The sequence below is a fragment of the Sandarakinorhabdus sp. genome (assembly GCF_041689835.1).
Classification (GTDB): Bacteria; Pseudomonadota; Alphaproteobacteria; order Sphingomonadales; family Sphingomonadaceae; genus Sandarakinorhabdus.
Genome location: NZ_JBDNFM010000034.1, coordinates 1 through 15,858, shown reverse-complemented (window position 1 = coordinate 15,858; position 15,858 = coordinate 1). Strand labels below are relative to the sequence as shown.

The window sequence follows — 15,858 nt, the reverse complement described above, 5'->3', positions numbered from 1 at the left end:
GTCCCCCGGCTTGATACCGTGGCGGCAATCGATCAGCCCCAGCACGCGGCGCAGCCCCGGGCGGCCGCGCAGATAATCGAACACCAGTTGCTTCCACTGCCGCACCACGTCCTTGGGCGCTTCGGCAAAGCCATAGCCCGGCATGGCGATGATACGAAACAGCGTCGGCTCGCCCACTTCGAACACGTTCAATTCCTGCGTGCGCCCCGGCGTGACCGATGCGCGCGCCAAGCCGTTGCGGCCGGTGATGGCATTCAGCAGCGAGGATTTGCCCACGTTTGACCGGCCAGCCACCGCGATCTCCGGCACATCCGGTGCCGGCAGGAACCGCAGTTCCGGCGCCGACAGCAGGAAATTCACCGGACCGGCAAAACGCTTGCGCGCCGCCTCGATCAGATCGGCTTTTGCCTCTTCATCCGTCACTTGCGGCGCCGTCCGGCTGTGGGTTTCGGCCCAGAAGCTTTGGGCGCAGCTGGCTTTGGACCAGTCGATCTGGGCGTATTGGGCCTCACATCAATCACCGCAGCCGAGGGCGGGGTCGCCGGAGCAGGATATTTGCGGTTCATGTACAGCTGCTGCCCGATGGAAACCAGATTGTTGACCGTCCAGTACAGCTGCAGGCCAGCGGCAAACGGCGCCATGAAGAACATGAAGAGCCACGGCATCAGCGCAAACACCTGCTGCTGCACCGGGTCCATCTGCGCCGGGGACAGTTTCTGCTGCAGCCACATGGTGACGCCCAGCAGGATCGGCAGCACGCCCAGCGCAATCATGGCTGGCGGCTGCCAGGCAATCAGGCCGAACAGATTGAACGGGGTGAGCGGATCGGGCGCCGACAGATCGGTGAGCCACAGCACGAACGGCTGGTGGCGCATTTCGATTGAGATCAGCAGCGTCTTGTACAGCGCGTAGAAAATCGGAATCTGCAGCACGATCGGCAGGCAGCCGGCGAGCGGATTGACCTTTTCGTTCTTGTAGATGGCCATGATTTCCTGCTGTGCGCGCAGCTTGTCATCACCATATTTTTCCTGGATGGCTTTCATGCGCGGGCCGATCAGGCGCATCTTGGCCATCGATTCATATTGCTTGTTGGCAATCGGGAACATGATGGCGCGCACGATCAGCGTCAGCCCGATGATGGCCACCCCGAAATTGCCGGTGAACTTGAACAGGAAATCGAGCAGGTGGAAAATCGGCTTGGCGATCACTTCAAACCAGCCCCAGCTCACCGCTTTATCAAGGCGCGGAATACCGGCTTCGGTGTAGCGATCGATCAGGTCCACTTCCTTGGCGCCGGCAAACAGCTTGGCCGTGGTGGCCACGCGGCCGCCAGCGGGCACTGTCACGGCACCGGCCAGCCAATCAGCCTGGTACTGGCCGGCGGCATATTGGAACGTCGCGGCGATTTTGGCCTTCTGATCGGGCACGCTTGCGGCGAGCCAGTATTTTTCGGTCAGGCCCAACCAGCCGCCGGTTGATGTGAGGCGCTGCGGGCCGTCTTCGCGCAGCTTCTCAAATCCGAGATCGCTGTCTTTCAACGTGTCCTGCAGCACGGCCACCGGGCCGACGTGCACATTGGTTTCCGCCGCAACTGCTTCACCGCGGCGCGAAACCAGGCCGAAGGTCTGCACCGTCACCGGCGCGGCACCGGGGTTTTCCACGCTTTGTTGCACCGTGAACAGATAGTCGCGATCGATGCTGATCTTCTGGCGGAACACCAAGCCTTGCGGCGAAGTCCAGCTCAGGGTCACCGGGGTGGCCGCCGTTAACGCTGGCCGATCCGCCGTCCACTGCGCGGTCGCCGGCGGGGCCAGCGCACCCACCCAGCCGAATTGAGCAAATTGCGCATCGGCCGTGCGACTTGGGGAAAACAGCCGCACCGGGGGTGAGGCCTTGTCCTTGGTCTGGCGGTAATCGGGCAGCACCAGATCGTCAAAGCGCGCGCCCACCAGATTGATCGAGCCTTTCATGCGCGGCGTCGCAATCGTTACACGCGGGCTGGCGGCAAGCGCCGCATCGCGCGGCTGGATCGCCCCCGGCCCGGCAATGGCCGGGGCAGCCCCTGCCACCGTTGCGGCCGGCACGCCGGGCGCGCCTTGCACTAGGGCAGGCGCTGCGGTGGTCACGACTTGCGGCGCGGCTTCGGGGAAAAAGCGATCGGCAATCACCGTCCAGCCGATGAGCACCAGCGCCGAAAGCAGCACAGCCAACACGATATTCTTCGTGTCGGGCGATTGATTGTCTTGGGGAGGCAAGGTTATCTCTCTGGCTGAAACGGCAGGATTCGGGCGGCGTTGGCGGCTGCTATAGCCCGTTAGGGCACCGGGTCATAGCCCGAACCCCCCCAGGGGTGGCAGCGGGCAATGCGGCGCAGCGTCAGGCCAAAGCCTTTCACCGGGCCGTGGCGTTCGATGGCGGTGATGGCATAGGCCGAACAGCTGGGCGAAAAACGGCAGCTGGGCGGCAAAACGGCAGAAAACGTCAGCTGCCACAGGCGGATCGGCCAGATCAGCAGTGATTTCATCGGCCGCCTTCTCCCGCTGCCTGCGTAGGTGTTTGTTTCGGCTTGGGCGGGAGATGGGCCTTGGCAAGGGCTTTTTCCAGATCGGCCAGCAAAACCGCAAAATCACGGGCGAGGCCGGAATCGCGCCCGATCAGCACGTGATCGGCGCCGGGATGGCCGTGGGCGGGCAGCACCAGATGCACGATTTCGCGCAGCCGGCGTTTCAACCGGTTGCGTACCACGCTGTTGCCCACCTTTTTGGTGACAGTGAATCCGGCCCGCATCGTGTCGCTGCCGTCATCACGCTGCCGAACAAGCAGCACGAAGCCGGCGGATGGAACCCGCCGGCCTTGGTTTGCTGCGAGAAAATCCCGACGCTGCCGGATCCGCTCCGGCTGGCGCATCAGATCAGGCCGAAAGCTTCTTGCGGCCGCGGGCGCGGCGGGCGTGGATTACCTTGCGGCCGCCCACAGTGGCCATGCGCGCACGAAAACCGTGACGGCGGGCGCGAACAAGCTTGGACGGTTGATACGTGCGCTTCATTGGTCGGCGTCCTGAAACAAGATAATCATAAGCCGCAGTTGCCTGCGCCCGAAAAGAGAGTGGCCGATAATGCGCCGGCCGCCCAGAGTCAACACACCGTCAACTCACCGTCAACTCACTTGCCTCTGGACAAGCGACATTCTGATGGCAATGGCGGTGACCATGCAACGCTCCCCCCTCGCCCTGCCGTTTCCCCCCATCGGCCCCATCGCCGGCGTGCGCATCGGCACCGCCAGCGTGCCCTACAAGCAATGGACCCGCGACTGCGTGACCCTGATCGAACTGGCGCCAGGAACCGCAGTCGCCGGGGTTACCACAAGGTCGCGCTGCCCCTCGCCCGAAGTCGAATTGTGTCGCGCCAAACTGCCGGGCGGGCGGGCGCGCGGGCTGATCGTCAACGCCGGCAACAGTAACGCCTTCACCGGCCTCACCGGGCGCCAGGCCGCCGCCGCACAGGCCGCACGCGCGGCCGAGCGGCTGGGCTGCCGCGCAGATGAGGTGTTCAGCGCATCGACCGGCGTGATTGGCGTGCCGTTGCCGGTCGATCTGGCGCTGGCCGGGGTCGATCAGGCCCATGCCCGGCTGGGCGCGGCGGATTGGCTGGATGCCGCCAACGCCATCGGCACCACCGACACCTTCCCCAAGGCCGCCACCGCCAGCGCCATGGTGCGCGGCGCGCCCGTGCGCCTCACCGGCATCGTCAAGGGCAGCGGCATGATCGCGCCCGACATGGCGACAATGCTGGGCTTCATCTTCAGCGATGCCGCCGTCGCGCCGTCGCTCTGGCAACAAATGCTGAGCGCCGCCGTTGCCAGCACCTTCAACGCCATCACGGTGGACAGCGACACCAGCACATCCGACACGGTGCTGGCCTTTGCCACGGGCGCTGCCGGCCATCCGGAACTTGCCGCCATGGACGACCCCGGCGCCGACGCCCTCGCCGCAGCGCTGGCGGATGTGTGCCGGCAACTCGCCATCCTCGTGGTGCGCGACGGCGAGGGTGCGCAGAAATTGATCGAGGTCACGGTGACCGGCGCGGCGGATGACGCGTCCGCCAAGCGCGTGGCGCTCTCCATCGCCAATTCGCCGCTGGTGAAAACCGCCATTGCCGGCGGCGACGCCAATTGGGGCCGGGTGGTGATGGCGGTAGGCAAGGCCGGCGAACCCGCCGAGCGCGACCTGCTCTCGATCCGGTTCGGCGATACGCTGGTGGCACAGGCTGGGGCGGTCGTCCCCGGCTATGACGAAGCCCCGGTCGCGGCGCATCTGGCTGGACAAGAGGTACGCATCGGCGTCGATCTCGGCCTTGGCACGGGCCGCGCCTTGGTTTGGACCTGCGATCTCACCCACGGTTATATCAATATCAATGCTGATTATCGCAGCTGAACACTGCGGTTGGGCCGATTATCGCAGCTGACCCCTCCCCATTATGCGGATAGGTCTGCGCGCGCCGAGCCGTCATCATCCCGACATGATTCCGATCCTTTACCACTACGAAGCCTCGCCCTTTGCCGAACTGGTGCGCGCCGCCTTTGGCGTGAAAGGGCTGGCGTGGGGCAGCCTGCCGGTGCCGCGCATCCTGCCCAAGCCGGACCAGACGCGGCTTACCGGTGCCTATGGCCGCACGCCCGCCGTGCAGATCGGCGCTGATCTATATTGCGACACGGCCGCGATCCTGCCAGCGCTCGAAGCCCTGCCCGGTCCCAGCTTCTATCCCGCACCGCTTGGAGCCCTGCACCGGCTGGTGGCAAGCTGGGCGAATGGCCCGCAATTCTTTGCCCATGTCGGCGCGGCGATGGGCGGCATGACACCCGAAATGATGGGCGCAGATTTTATCAAGGACCGGCAGGCACGGTTCGGCATGGACCTGGCCGCCCTGGGCCGCGCCGCGCCGCACCTCTCCGGCCAGGCGTTGGTGGCGAGCCAGTGGCTTTCCGATACGCTGGCCGATGGCCGTGCCTTCATCGGCGGCGACGCGCCCGGCGCCGGCGATCTCGCGCTCTACAGCAACATCTCGTTCGTGAAGGCGGTGCCGACAGCGGCGACCAACGCAGCGGCCATGCTCGCACTGCCGGGCGTGGCCAACTGGTTCGCGAGGCTGGCCGGCTTTGGCCACGGGACGCGCCGCGAAATGACCGCCGACGATGCACTTGCTGCCGCCCGCGCCGCATCACCCGCCCCGCTGACGGGCAGCGTGGATGCACCCTACGCCGCCGGGATGATGGTCGGCGTCACCCAGGACGGCACGAGGGACGCGCCCAGCATCGGGCGTCTGCTGCGCTGCGATACAACCGGAATCACTATTGCGCGGGAGGTGGAGGATGGCCAGAGCAACCCGATCTCCGTCCATGTCCACTTCCCGCGACTTGGGCAGGTGGTCGCGCCAGCTTAAGCCAGTTGGCCTTCCAGCCACGCCTTCAATTCGCCCTTGGGCCGCGCGCCGACCATGGTGGCGGCAGGTTCGCCGCCCTTGAACAGGATCATGGTGGGAATCGACATCACACCATAACGGCCCGGCGCGTCCGGATTTTCGTCGATGTTGACCTTGACGATCTCGACCCCGTCCAGCTCAGCATTTAGCTCTTCCAGCGCCGGGGCGATCATCCGGCACGGGCCGCACCATTCGGCCCAGAAATCGACCAGCACCGGCTTGTCGGCACTGATCACGTCGGTGTGGAAACTGGCATCGGTCACGGCCTTGGTCATTGTCTTGGCTCCGTCGAAATGGCTTGCACTGGATAAATAGGCGCTGGACCGTCCGGCTGCAATGCGGCGGTTGGCTGCCCGGTCGGAAACCATGCGGCCAGCACATCGGCCGGCAGCTCGATCAGGCGCGGCCCGGCCGTGTAAAGCAGGCCAGCGCGCACCTTGCGGCCCGGAAACACCCGCGCCAGCGCGGCGGCATAGGCACCCATCTGCGCGAGATGCGCCGGCGGCACACCGCCCAGCCCGGCCGGAACGCGGCTGCCAGTCTTGAAATCCACCGCCAGCACGTCGGTATCGCTCACCAGCAGCCGATCGATGGTGCCGGCAATCACGGTTTCGCCCACCACGGCGGCCACCGGCGCTTCGGTCAATGCGCCAGCGGCAAACACCGCCGCAAAGGCCGGATCATCGAGCACGGCCACCACGGTCGCCGCCATTTCGTCGGCATCCAGATCCGGCACGTTGAGCGCGCACCACTGCCGGGCAATGCCTGCGCGCGCTGAAATGTCCAATCCCGGCAGCGTTTCGAACAACCGGTGCAGCGCGGTGCCGCGGCGAGCGGCGGCCTTGCGCGCCGCATCGGGCGGCGGATCGGCAACCAGATCCGGCCCCAGGCTCGACGGCGCCAGCGGGCGCGGCGGGCGCGCCTCGGCAGGGGCTGCGCGCAGCCACCACTGATCAAGTGGCAACACCGCCGCGCCGGGCAAAATCTTCAATTCCGTCTGCACCACTTCGGGGCCGGAACGCAGCAGCCGCACCGGCGACGGCCAGTGGGCGTCGTCAACATGTTCAAGGCCAGAAAGCGCACTGTCCACCAACTGGTACCAGCTGTCGGGGTGCACATCCCAGTCCTTGTTTGGCTTGGACGCACCGCCGATGCACAGCACCTCTTCGGCCCGGGTGAGCGCGACATACAGCAGCCGGCGATGTTCGCGCGCTGCCTTGCCGGCGCGATCGTCGTGCTCGTCCTTCAGCCACGCCGGCGGCGCGATCAGCCCGGGCGGCAGCCACAAGGGCAGCATCGGCCCGTTGCACAGCGGCACCGCCAGTTCGCCCTGTTCGCGGGGCGGCACGTGGCAGGCATCGGCCATGATGACGATGGGCGCCTGCAGGCCCTTGGCGCCGTGCACGGTCATCAGCCGCACCGCGTCCAAGGCCGCTTCGGGATCGCGTTTCACCTCCAGATCCTCGGCCGCCATCCAGGCGATGAACGCCTGCAAGCTGGCGGCCCCGGCAGCCTCGCAGGCCAGCGCCTGATCGAGCACCGTATCGATGGCATCGCGCGCTTCCTCGCCCAGCCGCGCCAGCAACTTGCGGCGTCCCGCCAACGGCCCGGACAAGATGGTTTCAAGGAAGCGATAAGGCGACACATCGCCGGCCAGGCGCAGCACATCAACCAAAAACGCCCGCGGCGCGGCCACATCGAGATCGGCGCTGGCCAGCACAGCGTCCCACAATCTGCCCGGCCGATTGGCGGCGAGCAGCGTAAGCGCGTCATGCTCCAACCCGCAGAACGGCGAGACCAGCAGCGCCGCCAGTGTGAGATCGTCGCCCGGCTGGCAGGCAAATTGCACCAGCGCCAGCAGATCGGCCACCGCCAGCGGTTCAGCCAGGTTCAGCCGGTCCGCCCCCGCCACCGGCACACCGGCTTCGTGCAGCGCCGTCACCAGCGCATTCATCAGCCCGCTGCGCTTGCGTACCAGCACCAGCACATCCTGCGCTACAGCACGCCGGCCACTGTGGGGCAGGATCAGTGCGGTTTCAGGCGCCAGCCAGCCAGCGATGGTGGCGGCGATGCGGCGCGCCATGTCGATATCCTGCGCCAGCGGCGGCGCATCGTCATCCGCCCGTTCGGCTTCGCCTTCTGCCTCGTTGCCGGGTTCTGCGCTGCCTGCGTCCGGCAGCAGCGGCGGCCACAGCATCACCACCCCGGCGCCCTGCTTGTGGGCAACATGCCGCTCCACGCCTTGCGGATCGAATTCTTCGCTGCCGACATGCGCGATCACCCGATCGACCACGTCGAGAATGACGGGCACCGAACGGAAATTCACCGTGAGCGGCAGCTCCTTCCAGCGTTCCGGCTCGGCCTCGCACAGCTGGTAAAATTCCTCGCGCGCGTCGGCATAAATCAGTGGGTCGGCGCCCTGAAAGCCAAAGATCGACTGTTTGAAATCGCCAACCACGAACAGGCTGCGAAATTGGTCGCGCTGGCCCAGGCCGGTGAAAAACTCTTCCACCAGCCCGCGGATCACATCCCACTGCAACGGGTTGGTGTCCTGCGCTTCATCAACCAGCACATGATCGATGCGGCTATCAAGCTTGAAGCGCACCCAATCGGCCGCCCCCGGTTCGCCAAGCAAGCGGGCGGCAGCGGTGATCATGTCGTCATAATCGATCACCCCGGCGCGGTGCTTGGCCGCCCGCCAATCCTGCGCCAGCCGCACCGCCACACGCAGATGGCGGCCGGTGAAAGCCAGTATCTGCCACAATTCCAGCTTGCCGCGCAGCGCGAGCAATTGATCCTGCACCTCGGCACAGAAGGGGCGCCAATCGGCCCGCGCGTTCGGGATCATCCAGCCCGGGCCTCGTGGCACACCGTCCGCCTTGATAAAGACTTTCCAGAACGCCTCCCAAGTCTTTGGTTTATTGGCGGCCATGCAGAAGGCCACAACCTCCCCGCCGATGCCTCTGGCCCGGTCTCCGCTTTGCTGGCTCATGGCTTGGCCAAACTGCTGCAATTTCAGCAGCGGCAGCGCCGCGATACCCGCGGCCAGCGTCTCCGCTTCGCTGGCGTCATCGGCCAATCCGAGCGCCCGGCGCAGCAGCGGTTCCACGCCTTCCACCCGCAGGCTGGCCAACGCCGCGCCGTGGCGCGGCAGCGCCGCCATGATGTCGTGCAGCCGCTTTTCGCTGCCATCGATGGCGATTTCGGCCACGTCGGCCAGAAAACCCGGATTGGACCGGTCGGTTAGCGCATCGGACAGCACCCGCCGGCGCAGCAGCGCGGCGGCGCGGTCATCCAGTGTCTGGAATCCCGGCGTGATCCCGGCTTCCACTGGGAAACTGGCAATCAGGTTTTGCGCAAAACTGTGGATGGTCTGGATGGCAAGGCCCGCCGGCGTTTCCAGCACGGTGGCAAACAACCCGCGCGCGCAGGCTATATTCACTTCATCCGGCTGCGCCCCTATCGCGCTCAGATCGCTGGCCAGTTCGGCCTCGCTGCATCCGGTCCACCACGCCAGCCGCGCCATCACCCGATTTTGCATTTCGGCCGCGGCCAGCTTGGTGAAGGTCAGGCACAGGATGGCGCCGGGCCGCGCTCCGGCCAGCAGCAGGCGCAGCACGCGCGCGCTTAGCACCTGTGTCTTGCCGGTGCCGGCCGATGCCGCGACCCAGGCGTGGACGCCCGGATCGGCAGCCGCGGCCTGCGCCGGCTTCAGTGGCTCAAGCGCCCTGGTAGGCTTGCCCTGTAACGCGGTGCTCATTGCCGCCGCTCCCGCCGGTTGATCCATTCGGCAACGCGGCCCAGATGATCATAATCGCCCCACGCCCATTGCGGCCGCAGCTTGGGCGGAAACGGGTTTCGCGCCAGCAGATAATGCGCCGCCAATACCTGCGCCCGGGCCAGTGCCTGTGTCACATGGCCGGGCACATCGGCGACCTTGCCCAGCGGATTGGCGCGCTTGCCGGTACTGCCCCTGCCGCCGGTAAGCTGCCAATATTCGATGGCGCCGGCTGTGCCGCCCGGCACCGGCTGATCGTTGTGCCTGAGCCCGCCAGCCACGGCAATTGCCAGCCCCAGCGCCAGCTGGTTGGCCTCAAGCGCCCTCACCCGCGGGCCCGACGGCGGCGACCCGGTCTTGTAGTCCACCACCCGCAGATTTCCGTATGCATCCCGGTCCAGCCGATCGATGCGGCCACTCAGCACCACGCCGCCGGCCAATTGCAGTTCGCCCTTCACTTCGGCCAGCATCTGCGTCCAGCCGGCGGCGACCTCGTCTTCGACCTGCTCGCCGGCCCAGATCAAAGCGCGTTCGATGCGCGGCATCCAGGCCGCCGCCAGCAACGGGAAATGCGCGGTGGCGCTGCCAAGTACCTCGGTCATGATCTGATCCAGCGGCATCCGCCGTCCCTGAAAATCCGCCACCCAGCGGTCCAGCACCTCATGCGCGAGGTTGCCGCGCATCATCGCCGTCGGGTCCTGATCCAGCGCATCGAGCTTGTACAGTTTCAGGATATGCTTGGCATGAAAGGCAAACGGATCGGCCACCAGCGTATCGATTTCGGTGATGCTGATCCGGCGCGGGCGCAGGGCCAGCGGCGGGTTGGGCAGCGGCTGCGGCGCCGGCTGCGGGCCGCCGCTGGCGCCATCAAGGGCGCGGGCAATGGCAATCAGATCATCGCGGCGCGGCAGCGGATCGGCTCCGGCGCGTTCAAATTGCGCCACTAGCCGCAGCCACAGCCGCGAGGCCACCTGCGGCCCCCCGGCATCGCGGCGGGCGCGGGTGATCAGCACGCGTTTGGCGCTGGCGGCACGCAGAAAATCCTGCGCGCTCAACCCCTGTGCCCGCGCCGTGCCGGGCAGGCCCAGCGTGCGGCGGATGGCGGGGGCCAGCCACGGATCGGGCGACGGCCGGCCGGGCCAGGTGGCTTCATTCAGGCCCGCCAACACCAGCGTATCGGCGCGCGTCAACTGCGCTTCGACTGGGCCCAATATGGCAAGGCGCGGCTGCCCCTGCCCCGGCACGCGCACACTGATCGCTGCCATCAGGGCGGAAACCAGCGCCGGCGCCTCATCCGGGCGCAGCGGGCCGAACAACGCGCCGTGCAGTTCAATCTCGGCCACCAGCGCCGCCAGTTGCCGGCCTTCCGGCCCCGCCCACGCCCCATCCCCGGCCAGCGCCGTAAGCGTGCCGCGCAACGCCTGCATCAGATCGGGCAATGTGATCGCGCGGCGGTGACGCAGGCCATCAAGCGGCTCCAGCGCGGGGGCGACGCCTTTCCACCACTTTTTCATGGCTGTGCCGTAACGGTCGCGCCGTGCGGTTTTGTCGTTCACCCAGCGATCGATGGCTTCACCGGCCGCATCCAGCCCCGGCGGCGGGCGCACCCCGCGCAGCGCAATATCAGCACGGTGCACGCCGGTGAGGAAAGCTTGGTCACCCGGCCGCACCAGCGCATGTTTCAAAACCGCCAGCAGCCGCGCCGGGGCAAAGGCTTCGGCCATCGCCTCCACCAGCGCCAACGCCAGCGCACCTGGCCCAGTGAGCAGCAGCGGCGTGCCGGCCGAACTGTCGACGGCGATGCCCCAGCGCCGGCAATGCGCGGCAACGCGGCGGGCCAGCACCGGATCGGGGGTGATCAGCGCGGCGCGTTCACCGGGCCGTTCCAGCGCCTCGCGCAGCGCCAGCGCCACCACTTGCGCTTCTTCGGCGGCGGTGGCGCATTCGGCCAGCGCTAGCCCATCGGCAGCGGCCGGCGGCGGCGCAGTGCCCGCCGCGCTGGCGGCGGCAGCCGGGGCCAGCGCCGCCAGCAGCGCCGCCGCGCGTTCGGGCGGGCCATCCAGCGCGCCGCCAGCTGTCGGCCAACTCTGCACATCGGCGCGTTCCAGCCCCAGCGCGGCAAGCAGTTTCTTGAGCGCCCATTGCGGGTGACCCGGATCGTCGCGGCCTCGATCGTCGCGGCCAGCATCGGGCGTCGCAACTGCTATGGCGGCCCAGCGCGCCGCTCCCGCATCCGAGCAATCATAATCGAGGCCCGGCAGCACCACCAGCCCTTGCGGCAGGTGCAGCACCGCCGCCAGCAGCCGCACCAACGCCGGGGTGGGATTGGCCAGCCCCGCCGCCACCACCAGCCCGGCCGGCGGCGCGGCCTGCCAGCGCATGACGGTCGCATCGATCAGCGCGGCCAGCCGCGTGGCGCCTTCGGTAGCGCCATGGCCGGCACGCGCATCGGGCCACACGGCGATGATGAGTTCGAGGAAAGCCAAAGTCTTGAGCCAGTGATCGGCCAAGTCCTGGCCATCGGCGGCTGCGCGCAGGGCTTCGGGTTCGATCTCCTCGGCCAGCAGCGCATCCAGCACTTCGCCCAGCGCGTCACCCAGCCGCAGCCGTTCGACTGCGGAACGCTCCTCTCCCGGCAAGCCAGCGGCCAGCCGCGCAAGTTCCAGCCGGCGCACCAGCCGCGGCACGGCCGGGGCCAGCACCGCTTCACCCGCCGCCAGCCGATCAAAGCCGCTGTCATCAAGATCGCCCACCGGCACCATGCGCGGCAAAAGCACCCCGCCGACAGAACCGCTCCCCGCCGCCGGCCCCGCCCCCACCCTGGGCAATTGCCGCACAAAGGCTTCGGTGAGCGCGGTCACGGCGCGGCGATTGGGCAGCAGCACCAGCCCCCGCGCCAGCGCCAGAGGATCGCCCGCCGTACGCGCCAGCAGGCCCGCCGCCAGCGCATCGGCAAAGGCCACGTGCAACGCAATGTTGAACACGGGCGGGCGCACTGGTGGGCGCGCAGGCAGGCTTGAGGGCGGAAGGGCAGCAGAAAAATCGTTCACGTCACCCACCATAAGGCCAGCGGCGGCGCGTGCCAGTCCCTGATTGGGGATATGGCCCAATTCACCGGCATGATGGCCGGGCGCAGCGCGCGGCTTCCAAAACCGCCGCCGCTCAGCCTATCAGGAACTCAGGCCGCGGCGCTTCGCTGGTAACGGACGCGAACCCGATCCACGGTGCGGAGTGCATCGGCCGCCAGAGCCAGCATCTGCTGGTAGGTGGCCGGGGCAATGCCCAGGAAGCTGCGACGACCATCACGCTGGCAGGGTCGGCGCACAATTAGGCCTTCCTTGGTCATGCTGCTGATCCAGCGCAGTGCCGTGGTGCTGGGCACATCAGCGGCAATGCACAGGCTGGTGACCGATGTTTCGCGCCGCCAATAGTGGGCGACTGCCAGATCGAGCAGGATATCCCATGCCGGTTCGCCCAACGAGAGGCCCGATAAATGGCGCGCGCGCAGGCGGCGGATGCGGAACTGGCCTTCCAGAAAGGCAATGCAATCAGTTTCGGCGAGATCGTTGCTGCTGGCCTGTGGCTGACCCACCAGCTTGTCAGCCAGCGCAGCCAGGCCTTGCGCCATATCGGCAACCTGGCGGGCGATAGCGGCGGCAGGCTCCCCATTGCCGGCCAGCGCCTGCAAAGCCGTTATGTCCAGCCCACCAAAACCGGTCTGCGGCCTGCCGGCCGCGGAACCAACATCAGGCAGGGCGCCACGCGCCGCCAACGAGCCTGCCGCCGGCCGACCAGAACCAAAGAAACTGGAATCGCTGAATTCGCGCGAAAATCCCGTGTCGCGTCCGACATCCACCATTGAAACTACGCCCCCAATGACCGCGAGCAAACTATGGCTCGCAAACAAGGGTTTCTAACATTTGCTCCACTCTGGTGATGCACAGGGGCTGATCCATTATGGACAGGCCTGCCCGAGAAATATGTTCATTAAGGTTCAAATCCGGTGACCACGCCACAATTTGCCCGCGCTCTTCCCTGCATTCCGGGCTTCCGGGCAGCATTGCCAGGCACAGCCGCGCCGGCGGGCACACAGCCGGGCCAGATGGGAAGGACATCACCTCCCAGCCCAGAATTTCGGCCAGCATCGTCACAGGTTCGGCCACATCCGGCAGCAGGCCGAACAGTGCCAACCGGCGCGGCGGCGGCGGGGCGCGGCGCTTGGCCGCCACGAGCGCCGCCCGCACACCCGGCGCCGGGTCCGGCCCAAATCCGCCAGGCCAAAATCCGCTAGGCCCAAATCCGCTAGGCCCAAATCCGCTTGGTAGGGACCAGGCTGGGTTGGCCGGCATCTTAGCGCTGGCAGGCGCAGCCACCGCAACGTTCGCTGCCTGGCCATTGCCAGTCGGTCCTTCGCCCGGCCACTCCGGCCTGTCGGCCGCATCCTGGCTGCTCGCCTGCCCTGCTGCATCCACTGGTCACCACTCCACACGCACGGCGCTGCGGCGCCACACCGGGGATAACGGCGAGCAGGCGGTCGGCTTTCAGCGAGGCAGCGCGCGATTGATGGTTACCGATGGTCATCGCGGTGGTTGCTGGCGCGGCTGGCGGCGATGGCGCGGCTGGCAAGGCAACGTAAAACTAGGCAAGCCAAGACAGCGCCGCGCTCTCACCCGGCAAAGGCCAGCAACTCTTCCAGCACCGCCAACGGCACGGGCAGCACCAGCCGATCGAGACCCATGCGCGCCAGTTGGCCAGCCAGACCCGCATCGGCGGCTTGAGCCCGGATCACATTGCCAGTCTGGCGCAGCACAAGCCGGGGACGCATGCCCGCGGCAGCCGCATCGCGGCCCCACTCGCCTTCAGCCACGGTCAGGCCGAATGCGTCTTGGCCGAGTGCGTCTTGGCCAGCTGTTTCTGGGCCAGCTGTTTCTGGGCCAGCTGTTTCTGGGCCAGCTGTTTCTGGGCCAGCTGTTTCTGGGCCAGCTGTTTCTGGGCCAGCTGTTTCTGGGCCAGCTGTTTCTGGGCCAGCTGTTTCTGGGCCAAATGCTTCTGGGCCAAATGCTTCTCTGCAAAAAGGCCCAGTGACAATGCTGCTCCGGCCAGCGCCGAATTCGGCAGCATTATCGTTCGCGCGAACGGCCGAAGCCCTGGCCGACGTCAGCCAAGCCGGCTTCGGATGGTTCATATCCAGCACATCGACATGACGGCTGGTGCGGCCGCGCCTCCTGCCAGTCTCGTTCAGCCGCTCGACCTCCAGCCGCTCGACCTCCCATCCCAGAATCGACGCCAACAGGCCGATTTTCTCCGCCTCATCCGGCGACACGCCGACCAGGCGGATACAACGACTTGAGCAGACGTCGGCCCTCACCGACTCTACTGGCCATAGAATTTCCACATCTGCTCCCCAATACTGACCCTCGCACATTCTTGGTTAACTACTTGGTAACCGGCAGCAAGACGCAACTTGCTCCATTATGGTTGTGAATAGCGTTTTACCGTTGTGAGCCACGTGCCATCTCGACAGCGCGCCCGCAAACTGCTTCCATGGCGATCCATAATATCACCACTTCGGGGGAAAAGATCATGTTCAGCCACATCATGGTGGGCGCCAACGACACGGCCGCATCCAAGGCATTTTACGACGCCACCTTTGGCGTGATGGGCATCGGGCCTGGCCACACCGACGACAAGGGCCGGGTGTTCTGGATCACGCCCGCCGGCATTTTTGCCATCACCCCGCCGATCGACGGCAACCCCGCCTGCAACGGCAACGGCAGCACCATCGGCTTTGCCATGACCGGCCCGGAAATGGCCGATGCCTGGCACGCGGCCGGCGTCGCCAATGGCGGCACCGCCTGCGAAGATGCGCCAGGCGTGCGCAGCGGCGGCATGGGTCCGTTGTATCTGGCCTATCTGCGCGATCCGTCGGGCAACAAATTGTGCGCGCTGCATCGGATGCCCGCCTGATGCGCGGCCCGCCCCTGCTGGCGGCGGCGCTGCTGCTCGCCGTCCCGGCAGCTGCGCAACTTGTCAGGGACCGTCCAGCCCTCACGCTGGCCGGCGCCCGCATCATCACCGATGCCGCCCAAGCCGAGGCAGACAAGCGCGGCCTGAAGGTGACAATCGTTGTTGTCGATCCGGCGGGCGTGCCGATTTCTCTGCGCCGCATGGACGATGCGCCGCTGCCCGGCCCCGAAGTTGCCACTGGCAAGGCGCAAACTGCGGCACGCTTCGGCAACTCCACCGCCGTCTTCGAGCAGCGACTGCAGAAAGAAGGCCAATTGCGTTACCTCAGCTTCCCCGTGGCGGTTGTCGCCTCTGAAGGCGGCGTCCCCATCAAGCTGAACGGCAAGACCGTGGGTGCCGTCGGCGTGTCCGGCGCCACCGGCCAGGAAGACGGGTTGATCGCCGCGGCCGGCATCGCTGAACTGGAAGTGCAGCTGTCCAAGTCAAAATGAACAGCTAATACCAAGTCGCGTTGATCGCGACTCGCGGGGGGATTCCCAAGGGTCTAAAAGTGTGAATCTATGGCGATGTGCTCAGGTAGGACATCGTCATGGGGACTGGGATCGCGCTTCGGGATGATTTTGACGCGGTAAGGCT

At 66.7% G+C, this 15,858-nt stretch carries 16 protein-coding genes; 5 read left to right on the top strand and 11 right to left on the bottom strand.

The window, feature by feature from the left end:
- From yihA to rpmH, 5 genes are all read right to left on the bottom strand, one after another.
- Positions 1–423: ribosome biogenesis GTP-binding protein YihA/YsxC (gene yihA, locus ACESL8_RS01695; protein WP_372915259.1), on the bottom strand; the 423-nt coding region annotated here is incomplete at its 3' end.
- Positions 420–2,255 (bottom strand): membrane protein insertase YidC, encoded by a 1,836-nt coding sequence (gene yidC / locus ACESL8_RS01690; protein WP_372915256.1) that lies wholly within the window; start codon positions 2,253–2,255, stop codon positions 420–422. The genes yihA and yidC, both read right to left, overlap by 4 nt.
- Before the next feature lie 59 nt (positions 2,256–2,314).
- Positions 2,315–2,524, bottom strand: a complete 210-nt coding sequence (gene yidD / locus ACESL8_RS01685) for a membrane protein insertion efficiency factor YidD (protein WP_372915254.1) — start codon at positions 2,522–2,524, stop codon at positions 2,315–2,317.
- Positions 2,521–2,907 carry a ribonuclease P protein component gene (gene rnpA / locus ACESL8_RS01680; RefSeq protein WP_372915252.1) on the bottom strand — a complete coding sequence of 129 codons (387 nt, stop codon included), beginning with the start codon at positions 2,905–2,907 and terminating at the stop codon, positions 2,521–2,523. The genes yidD and rnpA overlap by 4 nt, the downstream gene beginning before the upstream one ends.
- A 4-nt stretch (positions 2,908–2,911) precedes the next feature.
- Positions 2,912–3,046 (bottom strand): 50S ribosomal protein L34, encoded by a 135-nt coding sequence (gene rpmH, locus ACESL8_RS01675; protein WP_310475467.1) that lies wholly within the window; start codon positions 3,044–3,046, stop codon positions 2,912–2,914.
- A gap of 162 nt (positions 3,047–3,208) precedes the next feature.
- On the opposite strand from rpmH, the gene argJ reads away from it, so the two are divergent.
- Both argJ and ACESL8_RS01665 read left to right on the top strand, forming a co-directional pair.
- Positions 3,209–4,432 carry a bifunctional glutamate N-acetyltransferase/amino-acid acetyltransferase ArgJ gene (gene argJ / locus ACESL8_RS01670; protein WP_372915250.1) on the top strand — a complete coding sequence of 408 codons (1,224 nt, stop codon included), beginning with the start codon at positions 3,209–3,211 and terminating at the stop codon, positions 4,430–4,432.
- Between the two features lie 85 nt (positions 4,433–4,517).
- Entirely contained in the window at positions 4,518–5,438 is a 921-nt protein-coding gene (locus tag ACESL8_RS01665; RefSeq protein ID WP_372915247.1) for a glutathione S-transferase family protein, read from the top strand.
- Here ACESL8_RS01665 and trxA read toward each other — a convergent pair.
- The 6 genes from trxA to ACESL8_RS01635 all read right to left on the bottom strand — a co-directional run bounded on the left by trxA (position 5,435) and on the right by ACESL8_RS01635 (position 14,080).
- Positions 5,435–5,752: a thioredoxin gene (trxA, locus tag ACESL8_RS01660; protein WP_372915245.1), complete on the bottom strand. Its 318-nt coding sequence runs from the start codon at positions 5,750–5,752 to the stop codon at positions 5,435–5,437. The genes ACESL8_RS01665 and trxA overlap by 4 nt on opposite strands.
- On the bottom strand, positions 5,749–9,237 hold the full coding sequence (addA, locus tag ACESL8_RS01655; RefSeq protein ID WP_372915243.1) for a double-strand break repair helicase AddA: 3,489 nt from the start codon (positions 9,235–9,237) through the stop codon (positions 5,749–5,751). The genes trxA and addA overlap by 4 nt, the downstream gene beginning before the upstream one ends.
- Positions 9,234–12,239, bottom strand: a complete 3,006-nt coding sequence (gene addB, locus ACESL8_RS01650; RefSeq protein ID WP_372915241.1) for a double-strand break repair protein AddB — start codon at positions 12,237–12,239, stop codon at positions 9,234–9,236. The genes addA and addB overlap by 4 nt, the downstream gene beginning before the upstream one ends.
- 194 nt (positions 12,240–12,433) lie before the next feature.
- The gene (locus ACESL8_RS01645) at positions 12,434–13,114 is read right to left on the bottom strand and encodes a hypothetical protein (protein WP_372915239.1); all 681 of its coding nucleotides are present in this window, start codon (positions 13,112–13,114) and stop codon (positions 12,434–12,436) included.
- A 31-nt stretch (positions 13,115–13,145) separates the two neighbouring features.
- Positions 13,146–13,499, bottom strand: a complete 354-nt coding sequence (locus tag ACESL8_RS01640; protein WP_372915237.1) for a hypothetical protein — start codon at positions 13,497–13,499, stop codon at positions 13,146–13,148.
- A gap of 422 nt (positions 13,500–13,921) precedes the next feature.
- On the bottom strand, positions 13,922–14,080 hold the full coding sequence (locus ACESL8_RS01635; RefSeq protein WP_372915235.1) for a hypothetical protein: 159 nt from the start codon (positions 14,078–14,080) through the stop codon (positions 13,922–13,924).
- Between the two features lie 68 nt (positions 14,081–14,148).
- Here ACESL8_RS01635 and ACESL8_RS01630 point away from each other — a divergent pair, with 68 nt between their 5' ends.
- The 3 genes from ACESL8_RS01630 to ACESL8_RS01620 all read left to right on the top strand — a co-directional run bounded on the left by ACESL8_RS01630 (position 14,149) and on the right by ACESL8_RS01620 (position 15,713).
- Positions 14,149–14,340 carry a hypothetical protein gene (locus ACESL8_RS01630; RefSeq protein WP_372915233.1) on the top strand — a complete coding sequence of 64 codons (192 nt, stop codon included), beginning with the start codon at positions 14,149–14,151 and terminating at the stop codon, positions 14,338–14,340.
- 498 nt (positions 14,341–14,838) lie between these two features.
- Positions 14,839–15,222, top strand: coding sequence for a VOC family protein (locus ACESL8_RS01625; protein WP_372915261.1), 384 nt, complete (start codon positions 14,839–14,841; stop codon positions 15,220–15,222).
- A complete protein-coding gene (locus ACESL8_RS01620; protein WP_372915231.1) occupies positions 15,222–15,713 on the top strand; it encodes a heme-binding protein in 492 nt (163 codons plus the stop codon). Before ACESL8_RS01625 ends, ACESL8_RS01620 begins: the two co-directional genes overlap by 1 nt.
- Positions 15,714–15,858: the final 145 nt, after the last annotated feature.